The 24,150-nt window shown below is 70.9% G+C and carries 24 protein-coding genes; 19 read left to right on the top strand and 5 right to left on the bottom strand.

What is annotated here, in order from left to right:
- Positions 1-21 precede the first annotated feature (21 nt).
- The 4 genes from DEJ21_RS11175 to glmM all read left to right on the top strand — a co-directional run bounded on the left by DEJ21_RS11175 (position 22) and on the right by glmM (position 5,788).
- Positions 22-3,093, top strand: coding sequence for an ExeM/NucH family extracellular endonuclease (locus DEJ21_RS11175; RefSeq protein ID WP_111224631.1), 3,072 nt, complete (start codon positions 22-24; stop codon positions 3,091-3,093).
- 330 nt (positions 3,094-3,423) lie between these two features.
- Positions 3,424-3,870 carry a 50S ribosomal protein L13 gene (gene rplM, locus DEJ21_RS11170; protein ID WP_027466717.1) on the top strand — a complete coding sequence of 149 codons (447 nt, stop codon included), beginning with the start codon at positions 3,424-3,426 and terminating at the stop codon, positions 3,868-3,870.
- Between the two features lie 36 nt (positions 3,871-3,906).
- Entirely contained in the window at positions 3,907-4,392 is a 486-nt protein-coding gene (gene rpsI, locus DEJ21_RS11165; protein ID WP_017885499.1) for a 30S ribosomal protein S9, read from the top strand.
- A gap of 22 nt (positions 4,393-4,414) precedes the next feature.
- Positions 4,415-5,788 (top strand): phosphoglucosamine mutase, encoded by a 1,374-nt coding sequence (gene glmM, locus DEJ21_RS11160; protein WP_071406153.1) that lies wholly within the window; start codon positions 4,415-4,417, stop codon positions 5,786-5,788.
- A gap of 111 nt (positions 5,789-5,899) precedes the next feature.
- Here the strand turns inward: glmM and coaA are convergent, their stop codons facing one another.
- The 3 genes from coaA to DEJ21_RS11145 all read right to left on the bottom strand — a co-directional run bounded on the left by coaA (position 5,900) and on the right by DEJ21_RS11145 (position 8,633).
- Positions 5,900-6,844, bottom strand: coding sequence for a type I pantothenate kinase (gene coaA, locus DEJ21_RS11155; RefSeq protein ID WP_027466714.1), 945 nt, complete (start codon positions 6,842-6,844; stop codon positions 5,900-5,902).
- Between the two features lie 105 nt (positions 6,845-6,949).
- Complete coding sequence (locus DEJ21_RS11150) at positions 6,950-7,435, bottom strand: glutathione peroxidase (RefSeq protein WP_071245463.1); 486 nt, start codon at positions 7,433-7,435, stop codon at positions 6,950-6,952.
- A 10-nt stretch (positions 7,436-7,445) separates the two neighbouring features.
- Entirely contained in the window at positions 7,446-8,633 is a 1,188-nt protein-coding gene (locus DEJ21_RS11145) for an ATP-binding protein (protein ID WP_111224630.1), read from the bottom strand.
- Positions 8,634-8,749: 116 nt separating this feature from the next.
- Between DEJ21_RS11145 and glmS the strand changes: the two genes are divergently transcribed.
- From glmS to DEJ21_RS11080, 13 genes are all read left to right on the top strand, one after another.
- Positions 8,750-10,597 carry a glutamine--fructose-6-phosphate transaminase (isomerizing) gene (gene glmS, locus DEJ21_RS11140; protein ID WP_042537488.1) on the top strand — a complete coding sequence of 616 codons (1,848 nt, stop codon included), beginning with the start codon at positions 8,750-8,752 and terminating at the stop codon, positions 10,595-10,597.
- A gap of 8 nt (positions 10,598-10,605) precedes the next feature.
- Positions 10,606-11,001: a holo-ACP synthase gene (locus DEJ21_RS11135; RefSeq protein WP_111224629.1), complete on the top strand. Its 396-nt coding sequence runs from the start codon at positions 10,606-10,608 to the stop codon at positions 10,999-11,001.
- Complete coding sequence (alr, locus tag DEJ21_RS11130) at positions 10,998-12,101, top strand: alanine racemase (RefSeq protein WP_071406148.1); 1,104 nt, start codon at positions 10,998-11,000, stop codon at positions 12,099-12,101. The genes DEJ21_RS11135 and alr (DEJ21_RS11130) overlap by 4 nt, the downstream gene beginning before the upstream one ends.
- On the top strand, positions 12,098-13,264 hold the full coding sequence (gene alr, locus DEJ21_RS11125; RefSeq protein WP_181435853.1) for an alanine racemase: 1,167 nt from the start codon (positions 12,098-12,100) through the stop codon (positions 13,262-13,264). The genes alr (DEJ21_RS11130) and alr (DEJ21_RS11125) overlap by 4 nt, the downstream gene beginning before the upstream one ends.
- Entirely contained in the window at positions 13,261-13,779 is a 519-nt protein-coding gene (tsaE, locus tag DEJ21_RS11120) for a tRNA (adenosine(37)-N6)-threonylcarbamoyltransferase complex ATPase subunit type 1 TsaE (protein ID WP_181435852.1), read from the top strand. Before alr (DEJ21_RS11125) ends, tsaE begins: the two co-directional genes overlap by 4 nt.
- An 11-nt stretch (positions 13,780-13,790) precedes the next feature.
- Positions 13,791-14,261, top strand: a complete 471-nt coding sequence (locus tag DEJ21_RS11115) for a GNAT family N-acetyltransferase (protein ID WP_111032258.1) — start codon at positions 13,791-13,793, stop codon at positions 14,259-14,261.
- A gap of 64 nt (positions 14,262-14,325) precedes the next feature.
- The gene (locus DEJ21_RS11110) at positions 14,326-14,934 is read left to right on the top strand and encodes an NAD(P)H-dependent oxidoreductase (protein WP_111087749.1); all 609 of its coding nucleotides are present in this window, start codon (positions 14,326-14,328) and stop codon (positions 14,932-14,934) included.
- Between the two features lie 37 nt (positions 14,935-14,971).
- Entirely contained in the window at positions 14,972-15,466 is a 495-nt protein-coding gene (locus DEJ21_RS11105) for a hypothetical protein (RefSeq protein ID WP_128780465.1), read from the top strand.
- A 114-nt stretch (positions 15,467-15,580) separates the two neighbouring features.
- Complete coding sequence (locus DEJ21_RS11100) at positions 15,581-16,747, top strand: Fic family protein (protein WP_111224627.1); 1,167 nt, start codon at positions 15,581-15,583, stop codon at positions 16,745-16,747.
- Positions 16,748-16,778: 31 nt separating this feature from the next.
- Positions 16,779-17,414 carry a tRNA (adenosine(37)-N6)-threonylcarbamoyltransferase complex dimerization subunit type 1 TsaB gene (tsaB, locus tag DEJ21_RS11095; RefSeq protein WP_111224626.1) on the top strand — a complete coding sequence of 212 codons (636 nt, stop codon included), beginning with the start codon at positions 16,779-16,781 and terminating at the stop codon, positions 17,412-17,414.
- A complete protein-coding gene (rimI, locus tag DEJ21_RS11090; protein ID WP_111224625.1) occupies positions 17,411-17,956 on the top strand; it encodes a ribosomal protein S18-alanine N-acetyltransferase in 546 nt (181 codons plus the stop codon). Before tsaB ends, rimI begins: the two co-directional genes overlap by 4 nt.
- Positions 17,943-18,998: a tRNA (adenosine(37)-N6)-threonylcarbamoyltransferase complex transferase subunit TsaD gene (gene tsaD, locus DEJ21_RS11085; RefSeq protein ID WP_111224624.1), complete on the top strand. Its 1,056-nt coding sequence runs from the start codon at positions 17,943-17,945 to the stop codon at positions 18,996-18,998. Before rimI ends, tsaD begins: the two co-directional genes overlap by 14 nt.
- A gap of 86 nt (positions 18,999-19,084) precedes the next feature.
- Complete coding sequence (locus DEJ21_RS11080; RefSeq protein ID WP_111224623.1) at positions 19,085-19,855, top strand: DUF4190 domain-containing protein; 771 nt, start codon at positions 19,085-19,087, stop codon at positions 19,853-19,855.
- Positions 19,856-19,906: 51 nt separating this feature from the next.
- Here the strand turns inward: DEJ21_RS11080 and DEJ21_RS11075 are convergent, their stop codons facing one another.
- Complete coding sequence (locus DEJ21_RS11075; RefSeq protein WP_111224622.1) at positions 19,907-21,109, bottom strand: class I SAM-dependent methyltransferase; 1,203 nt, start codon at positions 21,107-21,109, stop codon at positions 19,907-19,909.
- Positions 21,110-21,269: 160 nt separating this feature from the next.
- On the opposite strand from DEJ21_RS11075, the gene groES reads away from it, so the two are divergent.
- On the top strand, positions 21,270-21,566 hold the full coding sequence (groES, locus tag DEJ21_RS11070) for a co-chaperone GroES (protein WP_017885484.1): 297 nt from the start codon (positions 21,270-21,272) through the stop codon (positions 21,564-21,566).
- A gap of 163 nt (positions 21,567-21,729) precedes the next feature.
- Positions 21,730-22,692, top strand: a complete 963-nt coding sequence (gene rarD, locus DEJ21_RS11065; RefSeq protein WP_181435851.1) for an EamA family transporter RarD — start codon at positions 21,730-21,732, stop codon at positions 22,690-22,692.
- Between the two features lie 99 nt (positions 22,693-22,791).
- On the opposite strand, the gene DEJ21_RS11060 is transcribed toward rarD, so the two are convergent.
- Positions 22,792-24,120: an ABC transporter substrate-binding protein gene (locus DEJ21_RS11060; protein ID WP_071404636.1), complete on the bottom strand. Its 1,329-nt coding sequence runs from the start codon at positions 24,118-24,120 to the stop codon at positions 22,792-22,794.
- Positions 24,121-24,150 lie beyond the last annotated feature (30 nt).

Genomic DNA, 24,150 nt, shown 5'->3' with positions numbered 1-24,150 from the left:
GCAGATCGGTAGCCTGCGGGCATGGCCAACACCCTCGGACGCACGTTGTTGTGCGCCACCGCGGCCGCGACGCTCCTCGCGGCCCCGCTCGTCACCGTCACCGCAGCGACCGCGAACCCCGGGGGGACCGACCTCGTCATCGAGGAGGCCTACCTGAAGGCGGGCAGCAAGGGCGCGTTCTACAACCAGAAGTTCGTCGAGATCGGCAACCCGACCGACGCCCCGGTGTCACTCGAAGGATGGTCGCTGCAGTACCGCTCCGCGACGGGCACCGGCACGTTCTCGGCCAGTGCGCTCGAGGGCACCGTGCCGGCGAAGGGCACCTTCCTGGTGTCGATGGCGGGCAACGGCGGAGCCACCGCGGCCGGCGAGGACCTGCCCGCAGCCGACGACACCGCGTCGCTCAACCCGTCCGGCACCACGGGCACGCTCGTGCTGTCCGACGCCACGGCACCCCTGGCGCTCGCCGCCGGACCCGTCACCACCGGCACCGACGGCGTGGTCGACCTGCTCGGCTACGGCGCCTCGAACACCTTCGAGTCGACCGTGCGCACCGTGACCGGGGACAACTCCGTGCCGAACGGCCTGGTCCGCCAGGGCACCACGGACACCGACGTCAACGGTGCGGACTTCTCCGTGACGACGACGCTCACCCCACGGAACGCCGCGGGCGAGACGACGGCACCGACCGAGCCCACGGAACCGACCGACCCGGGTGACGGCGGGACCCCGACGCCCGGCACGCCCGCCGAGACGGTGACCATCGCCCAGCTGCAGGGCACCACGGACGCCTCGCCGTACGCCGGCAAGAGCGTCACGACCGACGGCGTCGTCACCGCGGTGTACGGCACCGGCGGCTTCAACGGCTACACGATCCAGACCCCCGGCACCGGCGGCGCCATCGACCTCGGCGCCCACACCGCGTCCGACGCGGTGTTCGTCTTCTCGTCGGCGACCGCCGGCCTGGTGCACGAGGGCGACCACGTCCGGGTCACCGGCGCCGTGTCCGAGTACTTCGGCCTGACCGAGCTCACGGTGTCCGGCGCCTCGTCGCTGCAGCAGCTGGAGGACACCGTCGCGGCACCGCAGCCCGCCGCGGTCGCGTTCCCGTCGTCCGACGCCCAGCGCGAGTCGCTCGAGAGCATGCTCGTCGCTCCCCAGGGCGCGTACACCGTCGCCGACAACTACACGACGAACCAGTACGGCGAGGTCGTGCTCGCCAGCGGCACGAAGCGCCTGGTCCAGCCGACCGAGGTCGGCCGCCCGGGCAGCGCCGAGGCGAAGGCCGTCGAGGCCGACAACGCCGCGCGCAAGGTCACGCTCGACGATGGTGCGAGCACCAACTTCCTGACCCAGGCGAACCAGGGCATCCCGGTGTCGTGGCTCACCCAGGGCCCGGTCACCGTCGGGGCCGCCGCCACCTTCACCGAGCCGGTCGTCCTCGACTACCGCAACAACGGGTGGAAGTTCCAGCCGACCGCGCCGATCACGGGTGCGACCCCGGCCGCCGACCTGCCGGCGTCGTTCTCGAAGGTGCGCCAGCCGGCACCGCAGGACGTCGGAGGCGACCTGAAGCTCGCCGGCTTCAACGTGCTCAACTACTTCCCGACCACGGGCGACGAGCTCACCGGCTGCAAGTACTACACCGACCGTGCCGGTGACCCCGTCACGGTGAACTCCGGCTGCGACGCCCGCGGCGCCGCCGAGCAGGAGGACTTCCTGCGCCAGCAGGTCAAGATCGTGAAGGCCATCAACGGCCTGGACGCCGACGTCGTCTCGCTCGAGGAGATCGAGAACTCGGTCCGCTTCGGTCAGGACCGTGACGCCGCCGTGGCCACCCTGGTCGACGCGCTCAACGCCGCCACCGGCCAGGACACCTGGGCCTACGCGAAGTCACCGGCCGTCGTGCCCGCGAGCGAGGACGTCATCCGCCTCGCCCTCATCTACAAGAAGGACCGCGTCGAGCCCGTCGGCGAGTCGACGATCCTGCTCGACGACGCGTTCACGAACGCCCGCCAGCCCGTCGCGGACGCGTTCCGCCCGGTCGGCGGCACCGCGGACGACGACTTCCTGGTGATCGCGAACCACTTCAAGTCCAAGGGCTCCGGCACCGGCGAGAACGCCGACCAGGGCGACGGGCAGGGGGCCTCGAACGCCGACCGCGTCGAGCAGGCGAAGGCCCTCGTGACCTTCTCCACCGACATGCAGGAGCAGTACGGCACCGACAAGGTGTTCATGCTCGGCGACTTCAACGCCTACAGCAAGGAGGACCCGGTGGTGGTCCTCGACGAGGCCGGCTACACCGACCTCGGCCCGGCGCTCGACAGCACCGAGTACTCGTACGTGTTCTCCGGCCTGAGCGGCTCGCTCGACCACGTCTTCGCATCGAAGGCCGCGCTCCAGACGGTCACGGGCGTGGACATCTGGAACATCAACTCGGTCGAGTCGGTGGGCCTGGAGTACAGCCGCTACAACTACAACGCGACGAACCTGTACACCGACGACGTGTACCGGGCGAGCGACCACGACCCGATCCTGGTCGGGTTCAACCTGGACGCCGCGGGCACGGACCCGACGCCGGTGCCGACCCCGACCCCGGTGCCGAACCCGACGCCGACGCCGACCCCGACTCCGGTGCCGCCGGTCGACGGGATCACCCCGCCGGTGGCTCCGGTGGCGCCGTCGGAGTCGCTGTTGACGGAGGCGAGCCGTAGTGGGGTGTCGGCTCCGGCGTCGGCTCGTGCGGGGGAGACGATCACGGTGACGGTGGGCCCGGCTTCGGCCGGTGACACGGTGAACGTGTGGTTGTTCTCGGAGCCGACGCTGATCGGGACGGCTGTGGTGGCTGCTGACGGGACGGTTCGGGTGACGATCCCGGCGGACACCGTCGCTGGTGCGCATCGGCTGGCGGTGACGGCTGCTGACGGGAGCCTGATCGGGTGGACCCCGATCACGATCACCACGGACGGGCAGCTCGCGTTCACGGGTGCCGCAGGCCTCGGTGCCGGAGCGTTGGTGGCGTTCCTGCTGCTCGCGGCGGGAGCGGGTGTGCTGATCGTGCGTCGCCGACGGAAGGCTGTGCCTGCGGAGTAGTCCCCACGCCCCACGGGCACACTTGGTGAGCAAGAATGGTCGGGTTCGCACAGCGAACCCGACCATTCCTGCTCACCATGCGCGGTGGGCGCGACCGCGCGACGGCCTGGAGGCGCGGTGCGGGGCCGCCCCGCGCCTCCAGGCCGGCAGCCGGCCGCGTTTGACCGACGTACCCCGCGTCGGCTAGGCTCTCACCTTGGTCTGTGCGCCCCGCGCGCGGACAGTCAGATGAGCCCTCCAACCGAGGTGTTCCCCGTGCTTCTGCCCGTGGAACTCCCGACCGGAGTGGGATTCACGGACTCCTCACCTCGACACGAAAGCAGCACTCCTGTGACTCGCACGTTCTCACCGAAGCCGGCAGACGTCCAGCACGACTGGATCGTCATCGACGCCACCGACGTCGTCCTCGGCCGTCTCGCCACCCACGCCGCGGCGCTCCTGCGCGGCAAGCACAAGGCCACCTTCGCCCAGCACATGGACATGGGTGACTTCGTCATCATCGTGAACGCCGACAAGGTCGCCCTGACCGGTTCGAAGCTCGCGAAGAAGGTCTACTACCGTCACTCGGGTTACCCGGGCGGCCTGACGGCGACCTCCTACCCGGAGATGCTCGAGAAGCACCCCACCCGCGCCGTCGAGAAGGCGATCCGCGGCATGCTGCCGAAGAACACCCTCGGCCGCGAGCAGCTCAAGAAGCTGAAGGTCTACGCCGGCGCGGAGCACCCGCACGCCGCACAGCAGCCCAAGCCGTACATCTTCGACCAGGTCGCACAGTAGTTCCGGCCACGACGACTTCAAGGACACAGAAAACTCATGGCTCAGATCGCTGATTCCCTCGACCAGACCCCGGAGAGCTTCACCACGGAGAGCGCACCCGCCGCTGCCGAGGCCGCTCCCCGTCAGATCCTCAACGTCTCCGGCGGTGCCGTCGGGCGCCGCAAGGAGGCCATCGCGCGCGTCCGGCTCGTCCCGGGCTCCGGCACGTTCGTCGTGAACGGCCGCACGCTCGAGGACTACTTCCCGAACAAGCTGCACCAGCAGCTCATCAACGACCCCTTCAAGGTGCTCGAGCTCCTCGGCTCGTACGACGTCGTCGCCCGCATCACCGGTGGCGGCCCCTCGGGTCAGGCCGGCGCGCTCCGCCTCGCCATCGCCCGCACCCTGAACGAGATCGACCGCGAGAACAACCGCGCGGCCCTCAAGAAGGCCGGCTTCCTCACCCGTGACGCCCGCGTCATCGAGCGCAAGAAGGCCGGTCTCAAGAAGGCCCGCAAGGCTTCGCAGTTCTCGAAGCGCTAGTCGTCACCGGCTGAAGATCGCAATGCCGCGTCTGTTCGGTACCGACGGGGTTCGTGGTCTCGCCAACGGCGAGCTGACGGCCGCGCTCGCACTGGGTCTTGCCCAGGCGAGCGCGGCCGTCCTCACACACGGACACCATGCCGACGCCCGCCGGGCGTCGGGCCGACCGCGCCCGCGCGCGGTCCTCGCGCGTGACCCGCGCGTCTCCGGCGAGTTCCTCGGTGCCGCCGTCGCGGCCGGGCTCGCCTCGGCCGGCGTCGACGTGCTCGACGCCGGGGTCATCCCCACCCCCGCCGCGGCGTTCCTCGTCGCGGACATCGACGCCGACTTCGGCGTGATGATCTCCGCATCGCACAACCCCGCTCCCGACAACGGGATCAAGTTCTTCGCCACGGGTGGCCGCAAGCTGCCGGACGAGGTCGAGGACCGCATCGAAGCGGCCATGCACGACCACTCCGCACCCACCCCCACCGGCATCGACGTCGGGCGCATCTCGCGGTTCGCCGACGCCGAGGACCGCTACGTGGTGCACCTGCTCGGCACGCTGCCGCACCGGCTCGACGGCATCCACGTCGTGCTCGACTGCGCGAACGGTGCCGCCGCCGGCGTCTCGCCCGAGGTCTTCGTCAACGCGGGAGCCCGCGTGACGCTCATCGGCGCCGACCCCGACGGCTGGAACATCAACGACGGCGTCGGTTCGACCCACATCGACAACCTCGCCCGCGCGGTGCTCGAGCACGGTGCCGACGTCGGCATCGCGCACGACGGGGACGCGGACCGCTGCCTGGCGGTCGACGCCGCGGGCAACGCGATCGACGGCGACCAGATCATGGCGATCCTCGCGCTGTCCCTGCAGGAGCGCGGACGACTGAAGGACGACACCCTCGTCGCGACGGTCATGTCGAACCTCGGGCTGAAGCGCGCCATGGCCGACGCGGGCATCACCGTGATCGAGGCCGGCGTGGGCGACCGCTACGTGCTCGAGAAGATGACCGAGGGCGACTACTCCATCGGTGGCGAGCAGTCCGGCCACATCATCTTCAACGAGTTCGCCACCACGGGTGACGGCATCCTGACCGGGCTGCACCTGGTCGCCGAGATGGCGCGCACGGGCAAGACCCTGCAGGAGCTCGCCTCGTGCATGACGGTGTTCCCGCAGGTGCTGCTCAACGTCCGGGGCGTCGATCGTCACGGGCTGGCCGACCAGGGCGTGCAGGACGCCATCGCTGCCGCCAGCGAGGCGCTCGGGGACAGCGGCCGCGTGCTGCTCCGTCCGTCGGGCACCGAGCCGGTCGTTCGCGTCATGGTCGAGGCCGCTTCGCAGGACGATGCCCAGCGCATCGCCGAGGAGCTCGCCGCCGTCGTGCAGGACCGCCTGGCGCTCGACGCCGCGTAGGTTCCCCTCCGCAAGACACCGGTGTTCGCCGGTTGAACACGCGCAGAACGCGGTTCAGCTCGCGAACACCGGTGTTTTGCGCTGCCCTGCTGGCTGCGCTGCCCCCTCCGCTCAGATCTTGCGGAGCAGGACCGAGTTCACCTTGTGGTTCGCGCCCTTCTTGAGGACCAGCGTGGCGCGGGAGCGCGTGGGCAGCACGTTCTCGATCAGGTTCGGCTCGTTGATCGCCCGCCAGACCTCGGTCGCCGTCCGGACCGCGTCCTCACGCGAGAGCGAGGCGAACCGGTGGAAGAACGAGTCGGGGCTCGAGAACGCCTCTTCCTGCAGGGCGAGGAACCGGTCGACGTACCAGGACTCGATGTCCTTCGTCTTCGCGTCCACGTAGATCGTGAAGTCGAACAGGTCGGACAGCGCGAGCCGCCCGTGCACCGGGGGCGCCAGCACGTTGAGGCCCTCGACGATGAGCACGTCGGGCTGCCGGACGACGATCTCGGCATCGGGCACGATGTCGTAGACCAGGTGCGAGTAGTACGGCGCGCGGACCTCGGTCGCCCCGCTCTTCACCTGGCTCACGAAGCGCAGCAGGGAGCGGCGGTCGTACGACTCCGGGAAGCCCTTCCGGTCCATGATCCCGCGGCGCTCGAGCTCCGCGTTCGGGTACAGGAAGCCGTCGGTCGTCACGAGCTCGACCCGAGGGGTGTCCGGCCAGCGTTTCGTCAGCTCGCGCAGCAGACGGGCGACGGTGGACTTGCCGACCGCGACGGAGCCCGCGACGCCGATGACGAACGGCGTGCGTCCGGCGCGCTCCCCGAGGAACCGGCTCGTCTCGGCGTGCAGGTTCCGCGCGCCGGCGGCGTAGAGCGTGAGCAGGCGGGACAGGGGCAGGTAGACCTCCTGCACCTCCTGCATGTCCAACCGGTCGCCGAGACCGCGCAGCTGCACGATCTCGGTCTCGGTGAGCGACAGGTGCTCCTTCGGGGCGAGCTGGGACCACTCGTCACGCGGGATCTCCACGAACGGGGTCGGGTGCGCGACGGCGGTCTCCGAGAACGGCATGGGATCGAGCGTACAGACGGGAGGCCCGGTGGACGTGAGCCGGTCGGCTCACGTGCCCCGGGCCTCCCGTCCAGTGCTCGGTGCGCGTCCGCAGGACGCGACGCGTCAGGCGGGGAGGGCCGCCTCGATGGCGGCGACGACCTCGGGGGCGTCCGGCTTCGTGGTGGGGCGGAAGCGCGTGACGGTGCCGTCGGGGGCGACGAGGAACTTCTCGAAGTTCCAGGCGACCCGGCCGGCCTTGCCGTCGGCGTCCGGAGTCTCCTTGAGGGCCTGGTACAGCGGGTGCGCGCTCTTGCCGTTGACCTTGACCTTCTCGGACATCGGGAACGTGACACCCCAGGTGGTGGAGCAGTACTCGTCGATCGCCTCGGACGAGCCGAGCTCCTGCAGGAACTGGTTGCTCGGGAAGCCCAGCACCGTGAACCCTCGGGGGCCGTACTGCTTCTGCAGGGCCTCGAGCTGCTCGTACTGCGGGGCGAGGCCGCACCGGGAGGCGACGTTCACGACCAGTACGGCCTTGTCGGCGTAGGCGCCGAACGTGGTGTCCTCGCCGTGCAGCGTGGTGATGGCGATGTCGTCGAAGCGTCCCATGGCCCGGACGCTAGTCCACGATGTCGAGATCGGCCTGACGGCGGACGAACTCGCCCATGTTCGGCACCGTGAACGCCACCTTGCCGCGCTCGGGCGCGTAGATGATGCCCTTCTCGATCAGTCCCTGTCGTGCCGGGCTGGTCCCCTTCGGTTCCGCACCGAGGCGCGATGCCACGACGGCAGTCCCGGAGACGCCGGCCGGGTCGTCCGACATCGCCACGAGGTACTGCCGCTCCGCAGGTGTGGCACGGTCCCAGCGGGCCGGGAAGAAACCGCTGTCGAGTTCTGCGTTGCCGCGGTCGACGGCAGCTGCTGCGTCATCGTGGGTGATCCGTCGGTCGGCCGCGAGGTCCCACGCCGCCGCCCCGTAGGTCTGGAGGTAGTACGGGTACCCGCCCGAGGCATCGATGAGGAGATCGAGCGCCGCGGCGTCGAAAGTCACCCCGGAGCGGGCGGCCGGAACGGTGAGTGCGTCAGCGGCTGCTCCCGACGGCAGTGACCCGATCTCCCGGTAGTCGAAGAGGCGCTCGGCGTAGGACCGGGCCGCCGTCAGCTTGGCCGGTACGTTCGGCAGACCGGCCCCGACCATCACGAACGGCCAGCCACGTTGTCCGGCCCGGTGCTGGACGGACAACAGCGCGGAGAGCAACTCAATGTCGAGGTCCTGGACCTCGTCGATGAAGAGTGCGAGCGCCCGGTTCTGCTCCCGCAGCGCGGGGGCGAGGTCCTCGACGAGTTCCTCGAGGTCGATCTCGATGACGCCGGAGTCCGCGCGACCCTCGACGGCGGAGAACCCCAGGTCGAAGCCGATGTTCCCGAAGTGCACACCGAACGACGTGACCGTGCCGAGCGCGCGCTGCACGGCTGCGCTGACCGAGCGGCCGCGGGCGAGGCGACGTGCTGCGAGCGCGATCTCTCGCGCGAGCCTCCGTCGAGCACCCTCGCGGCCGGACACGCTCGTCTGCCCTTCGACGTCGACCACCAACCACTCCGCGGCGTCAGCCTGCATGCGGAACTGGTTCAGGAGGACGGTCTTCCCGACCCCACGCAGCCCGTGGAGGATCATGCTGCGCGTTCCGAGCGCGCGCCGCGACCGTGCCACGACGAGGTCGAACGCCTCGATCTCGGCGTCGCGCCCGACCAGCTCCGGGGGGCGCAGGCCGGCGCCTGGCGAGTACGGGTTCAGTGCGGCGTGCATCGAGGAGAGTCTACGCTTGTCTAACGGATTTCGCAGAATGCTCCCGATTGTGCTCGATCCACTCCCCTCGGTCGCTTCGCAGGGTCGGCGTCCAGGCAGACCGTAGGATCGGTTCCATGTGTGGAATCGTCGGCTACGTCGGCAGCAACAGCAGCCAGGACGTCCTCCTCGGTGGCCTCCGTCGCCTCGAGTACCGCGGCTACGACTCGGCGGGCATCGCCGTCGTCGACCCAGCCGGAGACCTCGTGTCGGCCAAGAAGGCCGGCAAGCTCCAGGCTCTGGTCGACGAGCTCGAGTCGTCGCCCATCCCGGACGGCACGACGGGCATCGGGCACACCCGCTGGGCGACCCACGGTGGCCCGACCGACGGCAACGCCCACCCGCACCTGGCCGACGGCGACAAACTCGCCCTCATCCACAACGGCATCATCGAGAACTTCTCCGAGCTCCGCGCCGAACTGCAGGCCGAGGGCATCGAGTTCCGCAGCGAGACCGACTCCGAGGTCGCCGCGCACCTGGTCGGACGGGCCTTCCGCGACACCGGTGACCTGACCGCAGCCATGCAGCAGGCCGTGCAGCGGCTCGAAGGGGCCTTCACGCTCCTCGTCGTGCACGCCGACCAGCCCGGCGTCGTCGTCGGTGCCCGTCGCAACTCGCCCCTGGTGGTCGGGCTCGGCGACGGTGAGAACTTCATGGGCTCGGACGTCGCCGCCTTCGTCGCCTACACGCAGCGCGCGCTGTCGATCGGGCAGGACGAGATCGCCACGATCCGCCCCGACGGCGTGGACGTCATCCACTTCGACGGCACCCCGGCCACGCCGACCGAGTTCGAGGTCAACTGGGACGCCTCCGCCGCCGACAAGGGCGGTTGGAGCTCGTTCATGGCGAAGGAGATCAGCGAGGAGCCCGAGGCCGTCGCGAAGACGATCCTCGGTCGCGTCCACGACGGCGCCGTCACGCTGACCGACCTCGACCCGATCGCCGAGCGCCTGGCGACCGTCGACCGCGTCATCGTGATCGCCTGCGGCACCGCCGCCTACGCCGGCATCCTCGGCAAGTACGCCATCGAGCAGTGGGCCCGCATCCCGGTCGAGGTCGAGCTCGCGCACGAGTTCCGCTACCGCGACCCGGTGCTGAACGAGCGCACCCTGGTCGTCTCGATCAGCCAGTCCGGCGAGACCATGGATACGCTCATGGCCGTCAAGTACGCCCGCGAGCAGGGCGCGCAGGTCCTGTCGATCTGCAACACCCAGGGCGCCACGATCCCGCGTGAGTCCGACGCCGTGATCTACACGCACGCCGGGCCCGAGGTCGCCGTCGCGTCGACCAAGGCCTTCATCGCCCAGGGCGTCGCGCTCTACCTGCTCGGGCTGCACCTGGCGACGCTGCGCGGCACGCTCACCACCGAGCAGATCGCCGAGCAGGTCGCCGAGCTCGAGGGGCTCGCGCCGAAGCTGCAGCAGACCATCGAGGACGCCGCCGGCATCAAGGACCTGGCGCGCTGGATGGCGGACACCCGGAGCGTGCTGTTCCTCGGCCGCCACGTCGGCTACCCGATCGCGCTCGAGGGTGCCCTCAAGCTCAAGGAGCTCGCGTACATCCACGCCGAGGGCTTCGCCGCCGGTGAACTCAAGCACGGTCCGATCGCCCTGATCGAGCCGGGCCAGATCGTCTTCGTCATCGTGCCGTCGCCGCGCGACCCCCGGTCGTTGCACCCGAAGGTCGTCTCGAACATCCAGGAGATCCGCGCCCGCGGTGCCCGGGTGATCGCGATCGCCGAAGAGGGCGACGCTGCGGTGCTGCCCTTCGCCGACGAGGTCCTGCGGATCCCGCTGGCGACCCCGCTGTTCGAGCCGCTGCTCGCCGTGGCACCGCTGCACATGTTCGGCATGGAGCTCGCTGCGGCCAAGGGCCTGGACGTCGACCAGCCACGCAACCTCGCGAAGTCGGTCACCGTCGAGTAGTCGCGACGGTGATCATCGGGATCGGGGTCGACGTGGTCGACCTGGAGCGGTTCGAACGGGTGCTGGAGCGCACACCGGCGATGCGGACGCGGCTGTTCACGCCGTCCGAGCAGGTCCGTGACGGCGAACCCCGGCCGATCGCGTCCCTCGCCGCACGGTTCGCTGCCAAGGAAGCCCTGATCAAGGCCTTCGGGTCGAGTGCCGGGCTCAGCTGGCAGGACCTCGAGGTCGTGTCCGATGACCAGCGGAACCCGTCGCTCACCCTGCACCAGGGCGCCCGGCAGGTGGCGGACGCGCGTGGCGTGACGAGCGTGCACCTGTCGCTCTCGCATGATGGAGGGATCGCGACCGCGTTCGTGGTCCTGGAAGGAACAGACGTGGTCCTGGAAGGAACTCTCCGGTGAGTGCGTTCACCGGCATCACGGTCGATCGCGGAGCCCTGATCGAGAACTACGCGACCATCGCCGACCGGGTCGCCCCGGCCGGGGTCATCGCGGTGGTCAAGGCGAACGCCTACGGCCACGGCGCCCTCGACGCCGCGCAGGCCTTCGTGGACGCCGGTGCCGAGTGGCTCGGGGTCGCCGACATCGACGAGGCCGTCGCGCTGCGTCAGGGCGGCATCGACGAGGGGGTCCGGATCCTCGCGTGGCTGCACGCCCCCGACGAGGACTTCCGTCGCGCCGCGCAGTTCGACGTCACCCCCGCGGTGTCGAGCGTCGAGCAGCTCTCCGCAGCAGCCGACTCCGACGTCCGCGCCGTGCACCTGTGCGTCGACACCGGCCTGAGCCGCAACGGTGCGGTCGAGTCCGAGTGGGCCGAGCTCTTCGCGACCGCCGGCGCCCTGGCCCGCGGCGGCAACCGCACCCGGGTCGAGGGGCTCATGTCCCACCTGTCGAACGCGTCGCGCACCGACGACCTCGACCAGGACGCCGCACTGCAGCGGGCGCTGGACGGCCTCGCCGCGAACGGCATCGTGCCGGACGTGGTGCACCTCGCCGCGAGTGCCGCGAGCATCGCCGTGCCGGAGACCCGCCACGACCTGTCCCGCGTCGGGCTCGCCCTGTACGGGCTGAGCCCCTTCGACGGTCGCACCTCGGCCGACCTGGGGCTGCGCCCGGCGATGCGGGTCACCGCCGCCGTGCTCCGCACCGTGCCGGTCGCCGCGGGCGACGGCGTCTCCTACGGCTACACGTGGCGCGCCGAGACGGACACCCGTCTCGCCGTGATCGGCCTCGGCTACGCCGACGGCTTCGACCGCGACTTCGGCAACCGGGTCTCGGTGCGGATCGGCGACCGGACGTTCCCGGTGGTCGGACGTGTCGCGATGAACGCCATGCACGTCGACATCGGCGATGCCGACGTCCAGGTCGGTGACGAGGCGGTGCTGTGGGGCGACCCCGCGAACGGCGACCCCGCCGTCGAGGACTGGGCCGACGCCATCGGCACGATCAACTACGAGGTGGTCGCCCGGATCGGCCGCAGCGTGGAACGGAGGACGACGTGAGCTCCGCACCGCTGCGTCAGGCGCGCATCGACCTCGACGCCTACCGGGCCAACCTCGACCGTGTCCGCGAGTGGATGGACCCGGTCGCCGTCATGGCGATCATGAAGGCCGACGCCTACGGGCACGGCCTCGAGCCGATCGCGCTCGCCGCCGTCGACGCCGGCATCCGCTGGATCGGTGTGCTGACGGTGCCCGCGGCCCTGCGCCTGCGCTCGATCGGCGTCGGCGAGGACGTCCACCTGTTCACCTGGCAGCACGACTCCGACCTGGACTTCCGTGACGCCATCGACTCGGCCGTCGACCTCGGCGTCTCGAACGTCGCCGAGCTGCAGCGCATCATCGACGCCGTCGACCAGCGACCGGCCCGGGTGCACCTCGGCGTCGACTCCGGCCTGCACCGCGACGGCGCGACCCCGGCGGACTGGCCGGCGCTCGTCGAGCTCGCCCGGGACGCCCAGCGGAGCGGCCGCATCGAGGTCGTCGCCGCGTACACGCACCTGGCCGAGGCGTCCGACCACGAGGACAGCGCCGCGGTCGCCGTGTTCGACGCCGCGATCGAGATCGCCGAGGACCTGGGGCTCGACGTCCCGATGGAGCACGTCGCCGCGTCGCTCGCGGGGCTGGAGCGCAAGGAGTTCCGCAAGGACATGGTCCGGATGGGCGCGAACCTGTTCGGCATCCCCGGAGCCGACGGGGTCTCGGCGGCCGACCTCGGACTCGAGCCGGTGATGACCCTGACCGCGTCGGTCGCGAAGACGAAGCGCGTCCCCGTCGACACGGGCGTCTCCTACGACTACACGTACCGCACGGCGACCGAGACGACCCTGGCGCTCGTGCCCGTCGGGTACGCCGACGGGGTCCCGCGTCTGGCGCAGGGCCGCATCGAGGTCGCGATCCGCGGCAAGCGCTACCCGATCGCCGGCCGCGTCGCGATGGACCAGTTCCTGGTGGACGTCGGCGAGGACGACGTGCAGACCGGCGACACCGTCGTGCTGTTCGGCACCGGCGAGCACGACGAGATGACCGTGCTCGAGTGGGGCGCAGCGCTCGAGACCATCGGTGAAGAGATCGTCTGCCGCATCGGCAGTCGTGTGCCCCGGTTCTACGAGGGCCACGACATCGAGGGACGGGTCGGGGAGTACCTGCGGGGCGAGCGGCCGTGACCGAGTCGGCGCGCGTCCTGCTCGACACCACCGTCGACGGCACCGACGCGATGGGGGAGCTCGGCGCCCGGCTGGCCGCCGTGCTGCGCGCGGGGGACCTCGTCGTGCTGACCGGGCCGCTCGGTGCCGGCAAGACGACCCTGACGCGCGGGCTCGGCGCCGCACTCGGTGCGCGCGGCCAGGTGTCCAGCCCGACCTTCGTCCTCGCCCGGACGCACCCGACGACCGCCGGCCCCGACCTGGTGCACGTCGACGCCTACCGTCTGTCCGACCCGGTCGAGCTGGACGACCTCGACCTCGACTGGGACGCCGCCATCGTCGTCGTCGAGTGGGGGCGCGGCATGGTCGACGGCATCAGCGACAGCGTGCTCGACGTCGAGATCACCCGGGCCACCGGCGCCGACGCGGCCGACCACGGTGTCGACGACGACCTCGATCCGGACGACGTGCCCGACGAGCCGCGCCGGGTCGTCGTCACCGCGACGGGGCCGCGCTGGACGGGCGTCGACCTCTGACCCTGCAGCGCGTGGACACCGGTGCGGTCGACGACCTCCGCACCTTCCTCGTCGGTGCCGACCTGACCGTCGCCGGGCTCGACCGTGCTGGCCACGACCGTGCCGGTCTCGAGCCGACCGTCCGGCTGTGGGTCGACCGTGCCGAGGACGGCCGCGTGGTCGGCAGCACCGGGTACGAGACGAGCGCCGACGGCGTCCACGTGCTCGTCCGCAGCGTGGCGGTCGCGCCGCAGCTCCGGGGGCTCGGCCACGGCACCCGGCTCGCGCGCTTCGCCGTCGACCACGCCGCGGTCACGGGCGCGCGACGGGCGTGGCTGTTCTCGCGGCGCTCCGGTCCGTTCTGGCAGTCGCTCGGGTTCACCCTCGCCGACCGCGACGACCTGGCGGCCGCCCTGGCCGCCACCCACCAGGTCCGGTCGTTCCGGCGGACCGGGCAGCTCGCGCGCGAGGTCGCCTGGTCCCTCGACCTGACCGCGGTGTGAGCCGGCGCGGCCGGGCGACAGCGGGTGTCCCGGTACCACCCAGCCGGCTCCGGGAGGATGCGGTGTGCCGACGCTCATCGTGACCGCCCACCCGGACCCCGACTCCCTCACCCACCACCTCGCGGCTCGCCTGCGGGACGCCCTGCCCGCGGGGACGGTCGAGACCGCCGACCTGGCGGCCGAGGGGTTCGACCCGCGCTTCACCCTCGCCGACCGGCAGACCTACCGGACCGGCACGGACGCGCTGGCCGACGTCGTCGCCGAGCAGCAGCGCATCGACCGCGCCACCGACCTCGTCCTCGTGTTCCCGGTCTGGTGGTGGTCCGTGCCCGCGGTGCTCAAGGGGTGGATCGACCGCGTGTTCGTGAACGGCTGGGCGTTCGACGTCGATCCGGACGGCGGCATCCGTCGGGCGCTCGAACGGCTCACTGTCCACCTGGTGCCGATCGCGGGCGACGACGCCGGCGTGTACGAACGGCACGGGTACGCCGAGGGGCTCCGGACGCAGGTCGAGCACGGCATTGTCGACTTCTGCGGTGCCCGGCGGGGCGCCACCGTGTTCGTGCACGACTCCGAGACCGAGGACGCCGAGGCCCGCGAGCGCGCGGTCGCCGCGGCGGTGGAGGGTGTCCGTCGGGCGGTCGTCGACCGTGCCCCGGCCGGCGACCGGTAGCCTCGCAGCAGATCTGGTCAGCGCGAACGGGGGAACCATGCGCATCGTCCTCGACACCGGCGGCTTCAGCGACGTGGAGGTCGGCACGGTGGACCGTGACGACACCGAGTTGGTGTTCCGGTCGCCCGCAGGAGCGGTCGTGGCACGCCATCCGGTGACCGCCGTCGTCTGCCTGGACGTCCGGGCGACCGGCCCGCGGTCAGCGTCGGCGCCGGTGCCGGCCGTCGCCACGACGTCCGGAGCGGACGACCCGTCGTCCCCGCTGGTGGTCCGGGCTGCACCGACCGGCAACCCGCAGGTCGACGCTGCTCGGCTCGACCGGCCCGCCGCCTACGCGCCGTGGACGCAGCAAGAGGACACCGGGCTCGAGGCAATGACGGCCGCGGGGATGTCCGTGGCGGACGTTGCGATCGTCCTGCGTCGCCAGGACGGCGGTGTGCGGTCCCGGCTGCGGCACCTTCGAGGAGCAGCGGACGAGGCCGCGACGGGTACGGGCGCGACGTCGCCCACCAGCACGGTCCGTTTCGACTAGCCGCGGCCCCCTGACTTGCATGACGGATCGAACGTCCCCGCGTCCCGACGTGCAGGTGCTTGGAAGTTCGATCTGAAGTTATAGGGCAGAGGGCACTTTGCTTATGATGAGGAGATGCGCCGAGAAGACTTCCGATCAGAACGCTTCGGCGCACTCGCCACGCGTCCGTTGTCCGAGTGGCCGCACGCCTACTTCTTGCCCGCGCCGTTACCACGTGAACTTGTCCTCGAGCCGATGACCAACGCCGCGGTGTCCCGCGCGGACATCGCGATCGGTCGGCTCGCCGGGCTCGGGCAGCTCATCCAGGAACCAGAACTCCTGCTCGGCCCGTCCATGGCGCAGGAGGCGCTGGCGAGTTCGCGCATCGAGGGAACCCAGGCGTCGCTGAGCGATGTGCTCAGCGTCGAGAACGACGACGAGATCCTCGACGAGGATCTCCGCGAGGTGGACAACTACCTCCGGGCCGCCCGCGAGGGAGTGGCGCTCCTCGCAGATCTCCCCATCACCCAACGGTTCATCTGTTCGCTCCACGAGACCCTGATGCGGGAGGTCCGCGGAGACGAGAAGTCGCCCGGTGAGCTTCGTCGCTCACCAGTGTGGATCGGATCTCCGAACGCTCGACCGGAGACTGCCCGGTTCATCCCGCCGCACCAGGACCACCTTCCCGAGACCCTTGACGACTGGGAGCGTTTCGTCAACGCACCACTGGAGTCGATGTCGGTCACGGTGAAGTGCGCTCTGATGCACTACCAGTTCGAGACGATCCACCCGTTCCTCGACGGCAATGGTCGGATCGGGCGCCTCCTGATCGGGTTCTCGCTGATCGCAGACGGCATCCTGCCCGCGCCGATCTTGCACATCTCGGGGTACTTCGAACAACACCGAACCGAGTACTACGAGCGGTTGCAGGCCGTTCGGGAGCGCGGAGAGGTCAACGAGTGGATCCAGTTCTTCGCCGAGGCGGTGACCGTCCGAGCGAATGACAGCGCCGAGCGGATCCGGAAGCTCGTGGAGATCCGCGAGCGATACCGCCTCGCTGCGCGGACGGAGCGTTCGGCGCTCCCCGGGCTCGTCGACGTGATCTTCAAGAACCCCGTCCTCACGGTGGCGTCGGTCCGGAGGGCGCTCGGCGTGTCACAGCCGACGGCATCCGCGTTGCTCCGTCGAGCCGAGGAGTACGGCTGGCTCCGGTCGCTCGGGCGAGCGGGCAGAGGCGGCCGCGAGCGCTGGCGTGCCGACGAGATCTGGAACGCGGTCGCTGGCAGTCTCGACGAGGACTGACGCCTTGCCCCGCCCCGCCTACGATGGACGGGTGCTGCTCGCCATCGACACCTCCGCCGGGACCTCCGTCGCCGTCGTCGACCCGGCCACCGGCCAGGCCCTCGCGACCCGCGACACCGAGGACAGCCGCCGGCACGCCGAGGTGATCGGCCCGTTCCTCGCCGAGACCCTCGCCGAGGCCGGCATCACCGGAGCCGACGTCACCGGCGTCGTCGCCGGCATGGGCCCGGGCCCCTTCACCGGCCTGCGCGTCGGAATCGCCGCCGCCCGCACCTTCGCTGCCGCTCGCGGCGTCCCCGTCCTGCCCCTCGTCAGCCACGACGCGGTGGCCCTCGACCAGCGCGACTCGGGCATCGCCGGACCGTTCGTCGTCCTCACGGACGCACGCCGCCGCGAGGTCTACTGGAGCGCCTACGATGCCGACGGCGTCCGCGTGGCCGGCCCCGGACTCGCCAGGCCCGCCGATCTCGACGACGCGATCCGCGCCTCCCGGCCCGAAGCGGTGGGCTGGGACCGCGTGACGGTCGCGTCCATCCCGGCCTGGAGGCTCGGCTCGCTCGCCGCGGACCGGCTCGCGTCCGGTGCGGCGTTCGACCAGGACACGCCCCTGTACCTGCGCGACCCCGACGTCACGGTGCCGGGTGCGCCCAAGCGGGTGAAGCAGTGACCCTGCCGGACGGGCTCCGCCTGCGGCGAGCACACCCGCAGGACCTCGACGACATCATGTGGCTCGAGCACGTCTCGTTCCCGACGGACGCCTGGTCGGCGTCGCAGATGTCCGGTGAGCTGTACTCACCGCACGGGTACTACGTCGTGATCGAGACGGCCGACGACACGTCCGCGCCGCTGGTCGTCGGGTACGCCGGCCTCTCGTCGCTCGCGGGCAACCCGGTGGCCGACGTGCAGACCATCGCCGTCGCCGCGGACCAGCGCGGCAAGGGCCTCGGGCGGGTCCTGTTCACGGAACTGCTCGACGAGGCCCGGCGCCGCGGTGTGCGCGAGGTGTTCCTCGAGGTGCGCGCGGACAACCCCGTGGCGCAGGCGATGTACACGGCGTTCGGGTTCGAGCACATCGCGACCCGGCCGCGCTACTACCAGCCGGACGGCGTCGACGCGTGGGTGATGCGGGCGGAACTGCCCGGCCCGGACGCCGAGCGGTCGTCCGTCGTCGGACCCATCGGACAGGAGGCCCTCGGTGCGCGCGACTGAACCACTGGTGCTCGGCATCGAGACGAGCTGCGACGAGACCGGCGTCGGCATCGTGCGGGGGAGCACCCTGCTGGCGAACGTGATCGCCTCGAGCATGGACGAGCACGCGCGCTACGGCGGGGTCGTGCCCGAGGTCGCCGCGCGGGCGCACCTGGAGGCGATGACCCCGACGCTGCACGAGGCGCTCGAGCGTGCCGGCGTCACCCTCGACGAACTCGACGCCGTCGCGGTGACCGCCGGGCCGGGCCTGGCGGGGGCGCTCATGGTCGGGGTGGGCGCTGCGAAGGCGCTCGCCGTGGCCACCGGCAAGCCCCTGTACGGCGTGAACCACCTGGTCGGGCACGTCGGCGCCGACGTGCTGCGCGAGGACGGCAGCGAGATCGAGCTGCCGACGATCGCGCTGCTGGTGTCCGGTGGCCACACGTCGCTGCTGCTGGTGCGGGACCTGGTCGGCGACGTCGAACTGCTCGGCGAGACGATCGACGACGCGGCGGGCGAGGCGTTCGACAAGGTCGCGCGGCTGCTCGGACTGCCCTACCCCGGCGGCCCGCAGATCGACCGTGCGGCGGCCGAGGGCGACCCGACGGCGATCCGGTTCCCCCGGGGACTGACGCTGCCGAAGGACATGGCCGCGCACCGGTACGACTTCTCGTTCTCGGGGCTCAAGACCGCCGTCGCACGGTGGGTCGAGCGCTGCCGTGACGAGGGCCGCGAGGTGCCGGTGGCCGACGTCGCCGCGAGCTTCCGCGAGGCCGTCGTCGACGTCCTGCTGACCAAGGCCCTGAACGCGTGCCGCGACACCGGTGTCGACCGGCTGCTGCTCGGTGGCGGGGTCGTCGCGAACGCCCGACTGCGACAGGTCGCTGAGGAGCGCTGCGCGGCCGCTGGCGTGCGGCTCCGGATCCCGCCGTTCGACCTGTGCACGGACAACGGCGCGATGATCGCCGCCGTCGGCGCCCGACTCGTGGCCGAGGGGCACGCGCCGAGCGACCTCGGCATCGCGGCGGACTCGACCCTGCCGGTGACGACCGTCCAGGTCTGACCAGTTCGGCCCCGGTCCTTCTTCGGGAGCCTGTGGGAGGATTCACACGGGCGTCGGAGAGACCGGACGCCCGAGAGGGGTGGACGGTGTCCGATCAGAACGAGTGGCCGAAGCCGGGCGAGACGCCGAACGGCCCGGCGAACGGACAGCCCGACGGCACGCCCGCCCCGGATGCCCCGCAGGCTCCTGACGCACCGCAGGCGCCGTCGGCGCCGGAGGCGCCCCAGAACCCGTACGGCCAGCAGCAGGACCCGTACGCGGCCCCGCCGCAGCAGAACCCGTACGGCGCTCCGCAGCAGCCGCAGAACCCGTACGGTCAGCCGCAGCAGCAGTCGAACCCGTACAGCCAGCAGCAGAACCCCTACGCGGCACCGCAGGCCTCGTCGAACCCGTACGCGGCCCCGCAGCAGCAGAACCCGTACGCGGCTCCGCAGCAGCAGCAGAACGCGTACGGCGCCCCACAGAACCCGTACGGCCAGCAGCAGAACCCGTACGCGCAGCCGCAGCAGCAGCCCTACGCGTCGAACCCGTACACGTACCAGCCCTACGCGCAGCGCCCGAAGACGAACGTCCTGTCGATCCTGTCGATCGTCTTCGCGTTCGGCGGCATCATCATCTGGCCGATCATCATCCTGACGAGCCCGGCCGGCGCGATCATGGGCCACATCGCCCTCGGCAGGATCAAGCAGACCGGCGAGGGTGGCCGCGGCCTGGCGCTCGCCGGCATCATCGGTGGCTGGATCCTGACGGGCCTGTTCATCCTGATCGTCGCCCTGGTGTGGATCTCGATCGCGAACGCGTCGGACTACTCCGACTACTCCGACTACAGCTCGAACTCCGGCGCCTTCGTCAACTGACGCTGACGCCGACGCCGACGCGCTCGCAGCACCGCACGCGGCCCCCGGCCGTCAGCCGACCGTGTCGGTGAGCCGCTCGCACAGGATCGCCGTGTGGCGTCCCTCCAGGCGGGTGAGCACGAGCGTGACGCGACCCGAACCGCGCAACCGCAGCCGCTTGCGGAACTGCGCCGGGTCGACGTCGACGCCGCGCTTCTTGATCTCGACGGTGCCGATGCCGTCGGCGGCGAGCCGTGCTGCCAGTCGCTTGACGTCGAGCGGCATCGTGTCGAGCACCCGGAAACCCTGCGCGAAGGGGGTCGTGACGGCGCGGTCGGCCGTGACGTAGGCGATGCCCTCGGACAGCATGTGCCCGTCGAGGCCTCGTGCCAGGTCGCCGATCAGCCGTGCGCGGATCACGGCGCCGTCGGGCTCGTACAGGTAGGCACCGAGCGGTCCGACCTCGGCATCGTCGGCGTCGGCCGCTCCGGTCATCTCGGCGATGCCGTGCGCGCCGATGACGGTCGCAGCGCGGCGGATCCCGGGGCGGGCGAGGGGTCCGAACCACAGGGCGAGCTCGACGACCTCGCGGTCGACGGAGGTCCACTGCGCCTCGGCGGTGTCCGGGATCAGGTCGCGGTCGATGCCCGGTCCGAGCTTGACACCGGTCGGCGTCGTCGTCGCCGCGGCGAACACGGTGTCGAGCGAGGGCGACCAGTCGTTGGGGTCGGCAAGCCGGCGGGTGTCCGAGTGGCCGGAGGTGCGGCGTGCGGGGTCCATCCACACGCCGTCCACCGAGGACAGGTCGAAGGACGCGGCATCACCGAGTTCCACCCGTGCGTTCGGCCAGACCGCCAGGTTGTGGGTCGCGACGGCCGCCGTCACCTCGTCGCGGTCGACCGCGGTGACGTCGAGGTCGAGCGCCGCCATCGCCATGGCGTCCCCGCCGATGCCGCAGCCGAGGTCGGCGACCCGGGTCAGGCCGGCCGCGGCGAAGCGTCCGGCGTGCTGGGCCGCGACCTGCAGCCGGGTGGCCTGCTCGAGCCCGGCCTCGGTGAAGAGCATGCGGGAGGCGAAGTCGCCGAACTTGCCGCGGGCCTTCAGCCGCAGTTTCGCCTGGGTCAGCACCGCGGCGACCAGCCGGGGATCGTGTCCCTCGGCGCGCAGCCGGGACACCACGCGGACGATCTCGCCACCGTCGGAGACACCCGGGGTACGGTCGAGCAGGGCCATCCCGTCGGAGGTCAGCAGTGCGGTGAGTTCGGCGGCGTCCATGCGTCGATCCTCGCAGGTGCTGCGTGTTCTCCGGATGTGCTGGCACTCGGATTGACCGAGTGCCAGAGGCCCCCTAGAGTTGGCGTTGGCACTCTCCTGTGCGAAGTGCCAACCCGGTTTTCATCTGTACCGAGTCCGTACCGAGAAAGAAGAGGTCACCGTGGCCGTCAGCATCAAGCCGCTCGAGGATCGCATCGTCATCCGCCAGGTCGAGGCGGAGCAGACCACCGCTTCCGGTCTGGTCATCCCCGACACCGCGAAGGAGAAGCCCCAGGAGGGCGAGGTCGTCGCCGTGGGTCCGGGTCGCATCGACGACAACGGCAACCGCGTCCCGCTCGACGTCGCCGTGGGTGACAAGGTCATCTACTCCAAGTACGGCGGAACCGAGGTCAAGTACTCGGGCGAGGACCTGCTGGTCCTGTCGGCCCGCGATGTCCTCGCGGTCATCGTTCACTGAGTCGAGTACTCACCGCGGACGCCCCGTCCGGCCTTCGGGCCGACGGGGCGTTCGTGCGTCCGGGGCCGGTCACCCGGGTGCGCCGGTCCTGATCAGCCCGCGCACCCCGCCTGGAGGCCCGGTGCGCGTCCCACGCGTCGGCGGTCGTTCCTAGGATGGTTCCGTGAGTGAACCGAGTCCGGCGCGACCCGTCCGCAGCGAGGCATCCGTCGGCGTGGTGCAGGCCATCGTGGCGTACGGGCTCTGGGGACTGATGCCCCTGCTCTTCGCGGCCATGGCCCCCGCGGCGGCGTTCGAGATCGTGTCGTGGCGGATCGTCTTCGGCCTGGTGTTCTGCGCGGTGGCGATCGCGGTGACCCGGTCGTGGCTCCGCACCCGGACCCTGATGGCCCAGCGCCGCGTGATGCTCGTCATGGGGCTCGCCGCCGTCCTGATCCTGGTCAACTGGACCGTCTACGTCCTCGCGACGACCACCGGCCACACCGTCGAGGCCGCGCTCGGCTACTTCATCAACCCGCTCGTCACCATCGCGCTCGGCGTCGTGGTCCTGCGCGAACGCCTGCGTCCGGCGCAGTGGGCGGCCGTCGGGCTGAGCGTCGTGGCGGTCGTCGTCATCGCGATCGGCTACGGGCAGATGCCGTGGATCTCGCTGGCCCTGGCGTTCTCGTTCGGACTGTACGGCCTGGTGAAGAAGCGGGTCGGCGGCACCGTGGATGCCCTGAGCGGCCTGACGATCGAGACCGTGTGGCTGCTGCCGATCGCGGTCGTGGCGCTGGTGCTGCTCGGCGTGACCGGGCTCGGTGGCGGCGTGACGTTCACGAGCGAGGGCTGGGGGCACGCGGTGATCACGGTGCTGACCGGGCCGGCGACCGCGGTGCCGCTGCTGCTCTTCGCGTCGTCGGCACGCCGGGTGAGCCTGTCGACGCTCGGGCTGACCCAGTACCTGGCGCCCGTGATGCAGCTGCTCGTCGGGGTGCTCGTGCAGCACGAGGAGATGTCGGCCGGACGCTGGTTCGGCTTCGGCATCGTGTGGCTCGCGCTCGTGGTGCTGACGGCGGATTCGTTCGCCGCCGCGCGGGCGTCCCGTCGCCGGGCGCTCGCACCCACCCAGGCCGAGCCGGTCTGACGGCCGCACCACGGGCCTCCAGGCCGACGCGAAAGCGACAGGCCCCCACGGAAGTTCCGTGGGGGCCTGTCGCTTTCGCGAGCGGTGCTGGGCTGCGCCCTACTTCTTCACCGCACCCTGGATGGCGCTCTGGTAGACGGGCTTGTTGTCGCCGTCGAACTTGTAGATGCCGATGTAGGCGGCCGACGGGTCGTTGTTCTCGTCGAACGGACCGATGCCGGACGGGCCGGTGTAGTGGATGTCCTTGCCGTCGTCCAGGAGCGTCTTGCACTCCTTGAACGTGGCGCACTCGGTGCCGCCGTCAGCACCCGACACCGCAGCCATGTTGGCCTGGATGGTGCCGGAGTCGGTGCCCTTGCCCTTCACCGCGGCCAGGGCGGCGAGGACGGTGGCGTCGTAGGACTCCGCCGCGTACGAGTAGTCGGCGAGCGTCTTGCCCGACGAGTCCTTGTAGAACGCAGCGAGCTGCTTCTTGAAGTCGTCCTTCGGCGAGGCACCGGGGATGGTGCCCTGGGCACCGGTCAGGGTGCCCTTGTCGAAGTCCTTCGAGTAGTCCGCCGTGTTGCCGTCGGACATGTAGATCTTCGCCTCGTTGCCCTGCGACACGAGCTCCGGGATGATCGACTTCGTCTCGTCGAAGGCGAGGACGACGATCGCGTCGGGCTTCGCGGCCAGGGCCGCGGTCACCTCGGACGAGAACGTGGTCTGGCCGGGCGGGAACTCCTGGCCCTCACCCTTGCCGCCGTAGACGACCTGGCCACCCGACGCCTCGACCGCAGCCTGCACCGAGTTGCGGAGGCCGGTGCCGTACGTGTCGTTGAAGACCAGGAAGGCGACCTTCGCGTTGCCGTCACCGGTCACGAGCTGACCGAGCGCGGAACCCTGCACCGAGTCCGGCGGTGCGGTCCGGTAGTAGTAGGACGAGTAGCCGGAGAGGTCGGTCGCGGTGTTCGCGGGCGAGATCTCGACGATGCAGTTGCTCGTCAGCTGGTCGATGACGTTCAGCGTCACGGACGAGGACTCGGCGCCGATCGCGACCGGCACCTTCGCGTTGACGAGTTTCGTCGCGGCGGAGCTCGACACGGTCATGTCGTTGCTGTCGCCGGAGTCGGTCGCCGGGTCGATCGTGACGTCCTTGTCGAGGACGCCGCCCGCGGCGTTGATGTCCTTGACGGCCAGGCCGACACCGGACTCCGCCGGCGGGTTGAGGTAGGCCAGCGAACCGGTCAGGGGCAGGATCGTGCCGATCTTCAGCGCGTCCGTACCGGGGGTGTCCGGGGCCTTGCAGCTGGCGGCGGGATCCTTCTTCGCATCGCTCGACGCCGAGCTCGAGGGGGAAGCACTGCCGGTGGTGGAACACGCGGCGAGGAGGACGGCTGCTGCGCCCGCCAACGCCAGTGCCGCGGTGGCACGGGTGGTTCTGATCATCCGTGGAGCCCTTTCTCTGCGCGGAGGCTG

The sequence above is a fragment of the Curtobacterium sp. MCSS17_006 genome, assembly GCF_003234215.1.
In the GTDB taxonomy this organism is placed as follows: domain Bacteria; phylum Actinomycetota; class Actinomycetes; order Actinomycetales; family Microbacteriaceae; genus Curtobacterium; species Curtobacterium flaccumfaciens.
Note: the sequence above shows the minus strand (reverse complement) of the source record. Positions and strands in the feature narration are given on the sequence as shown.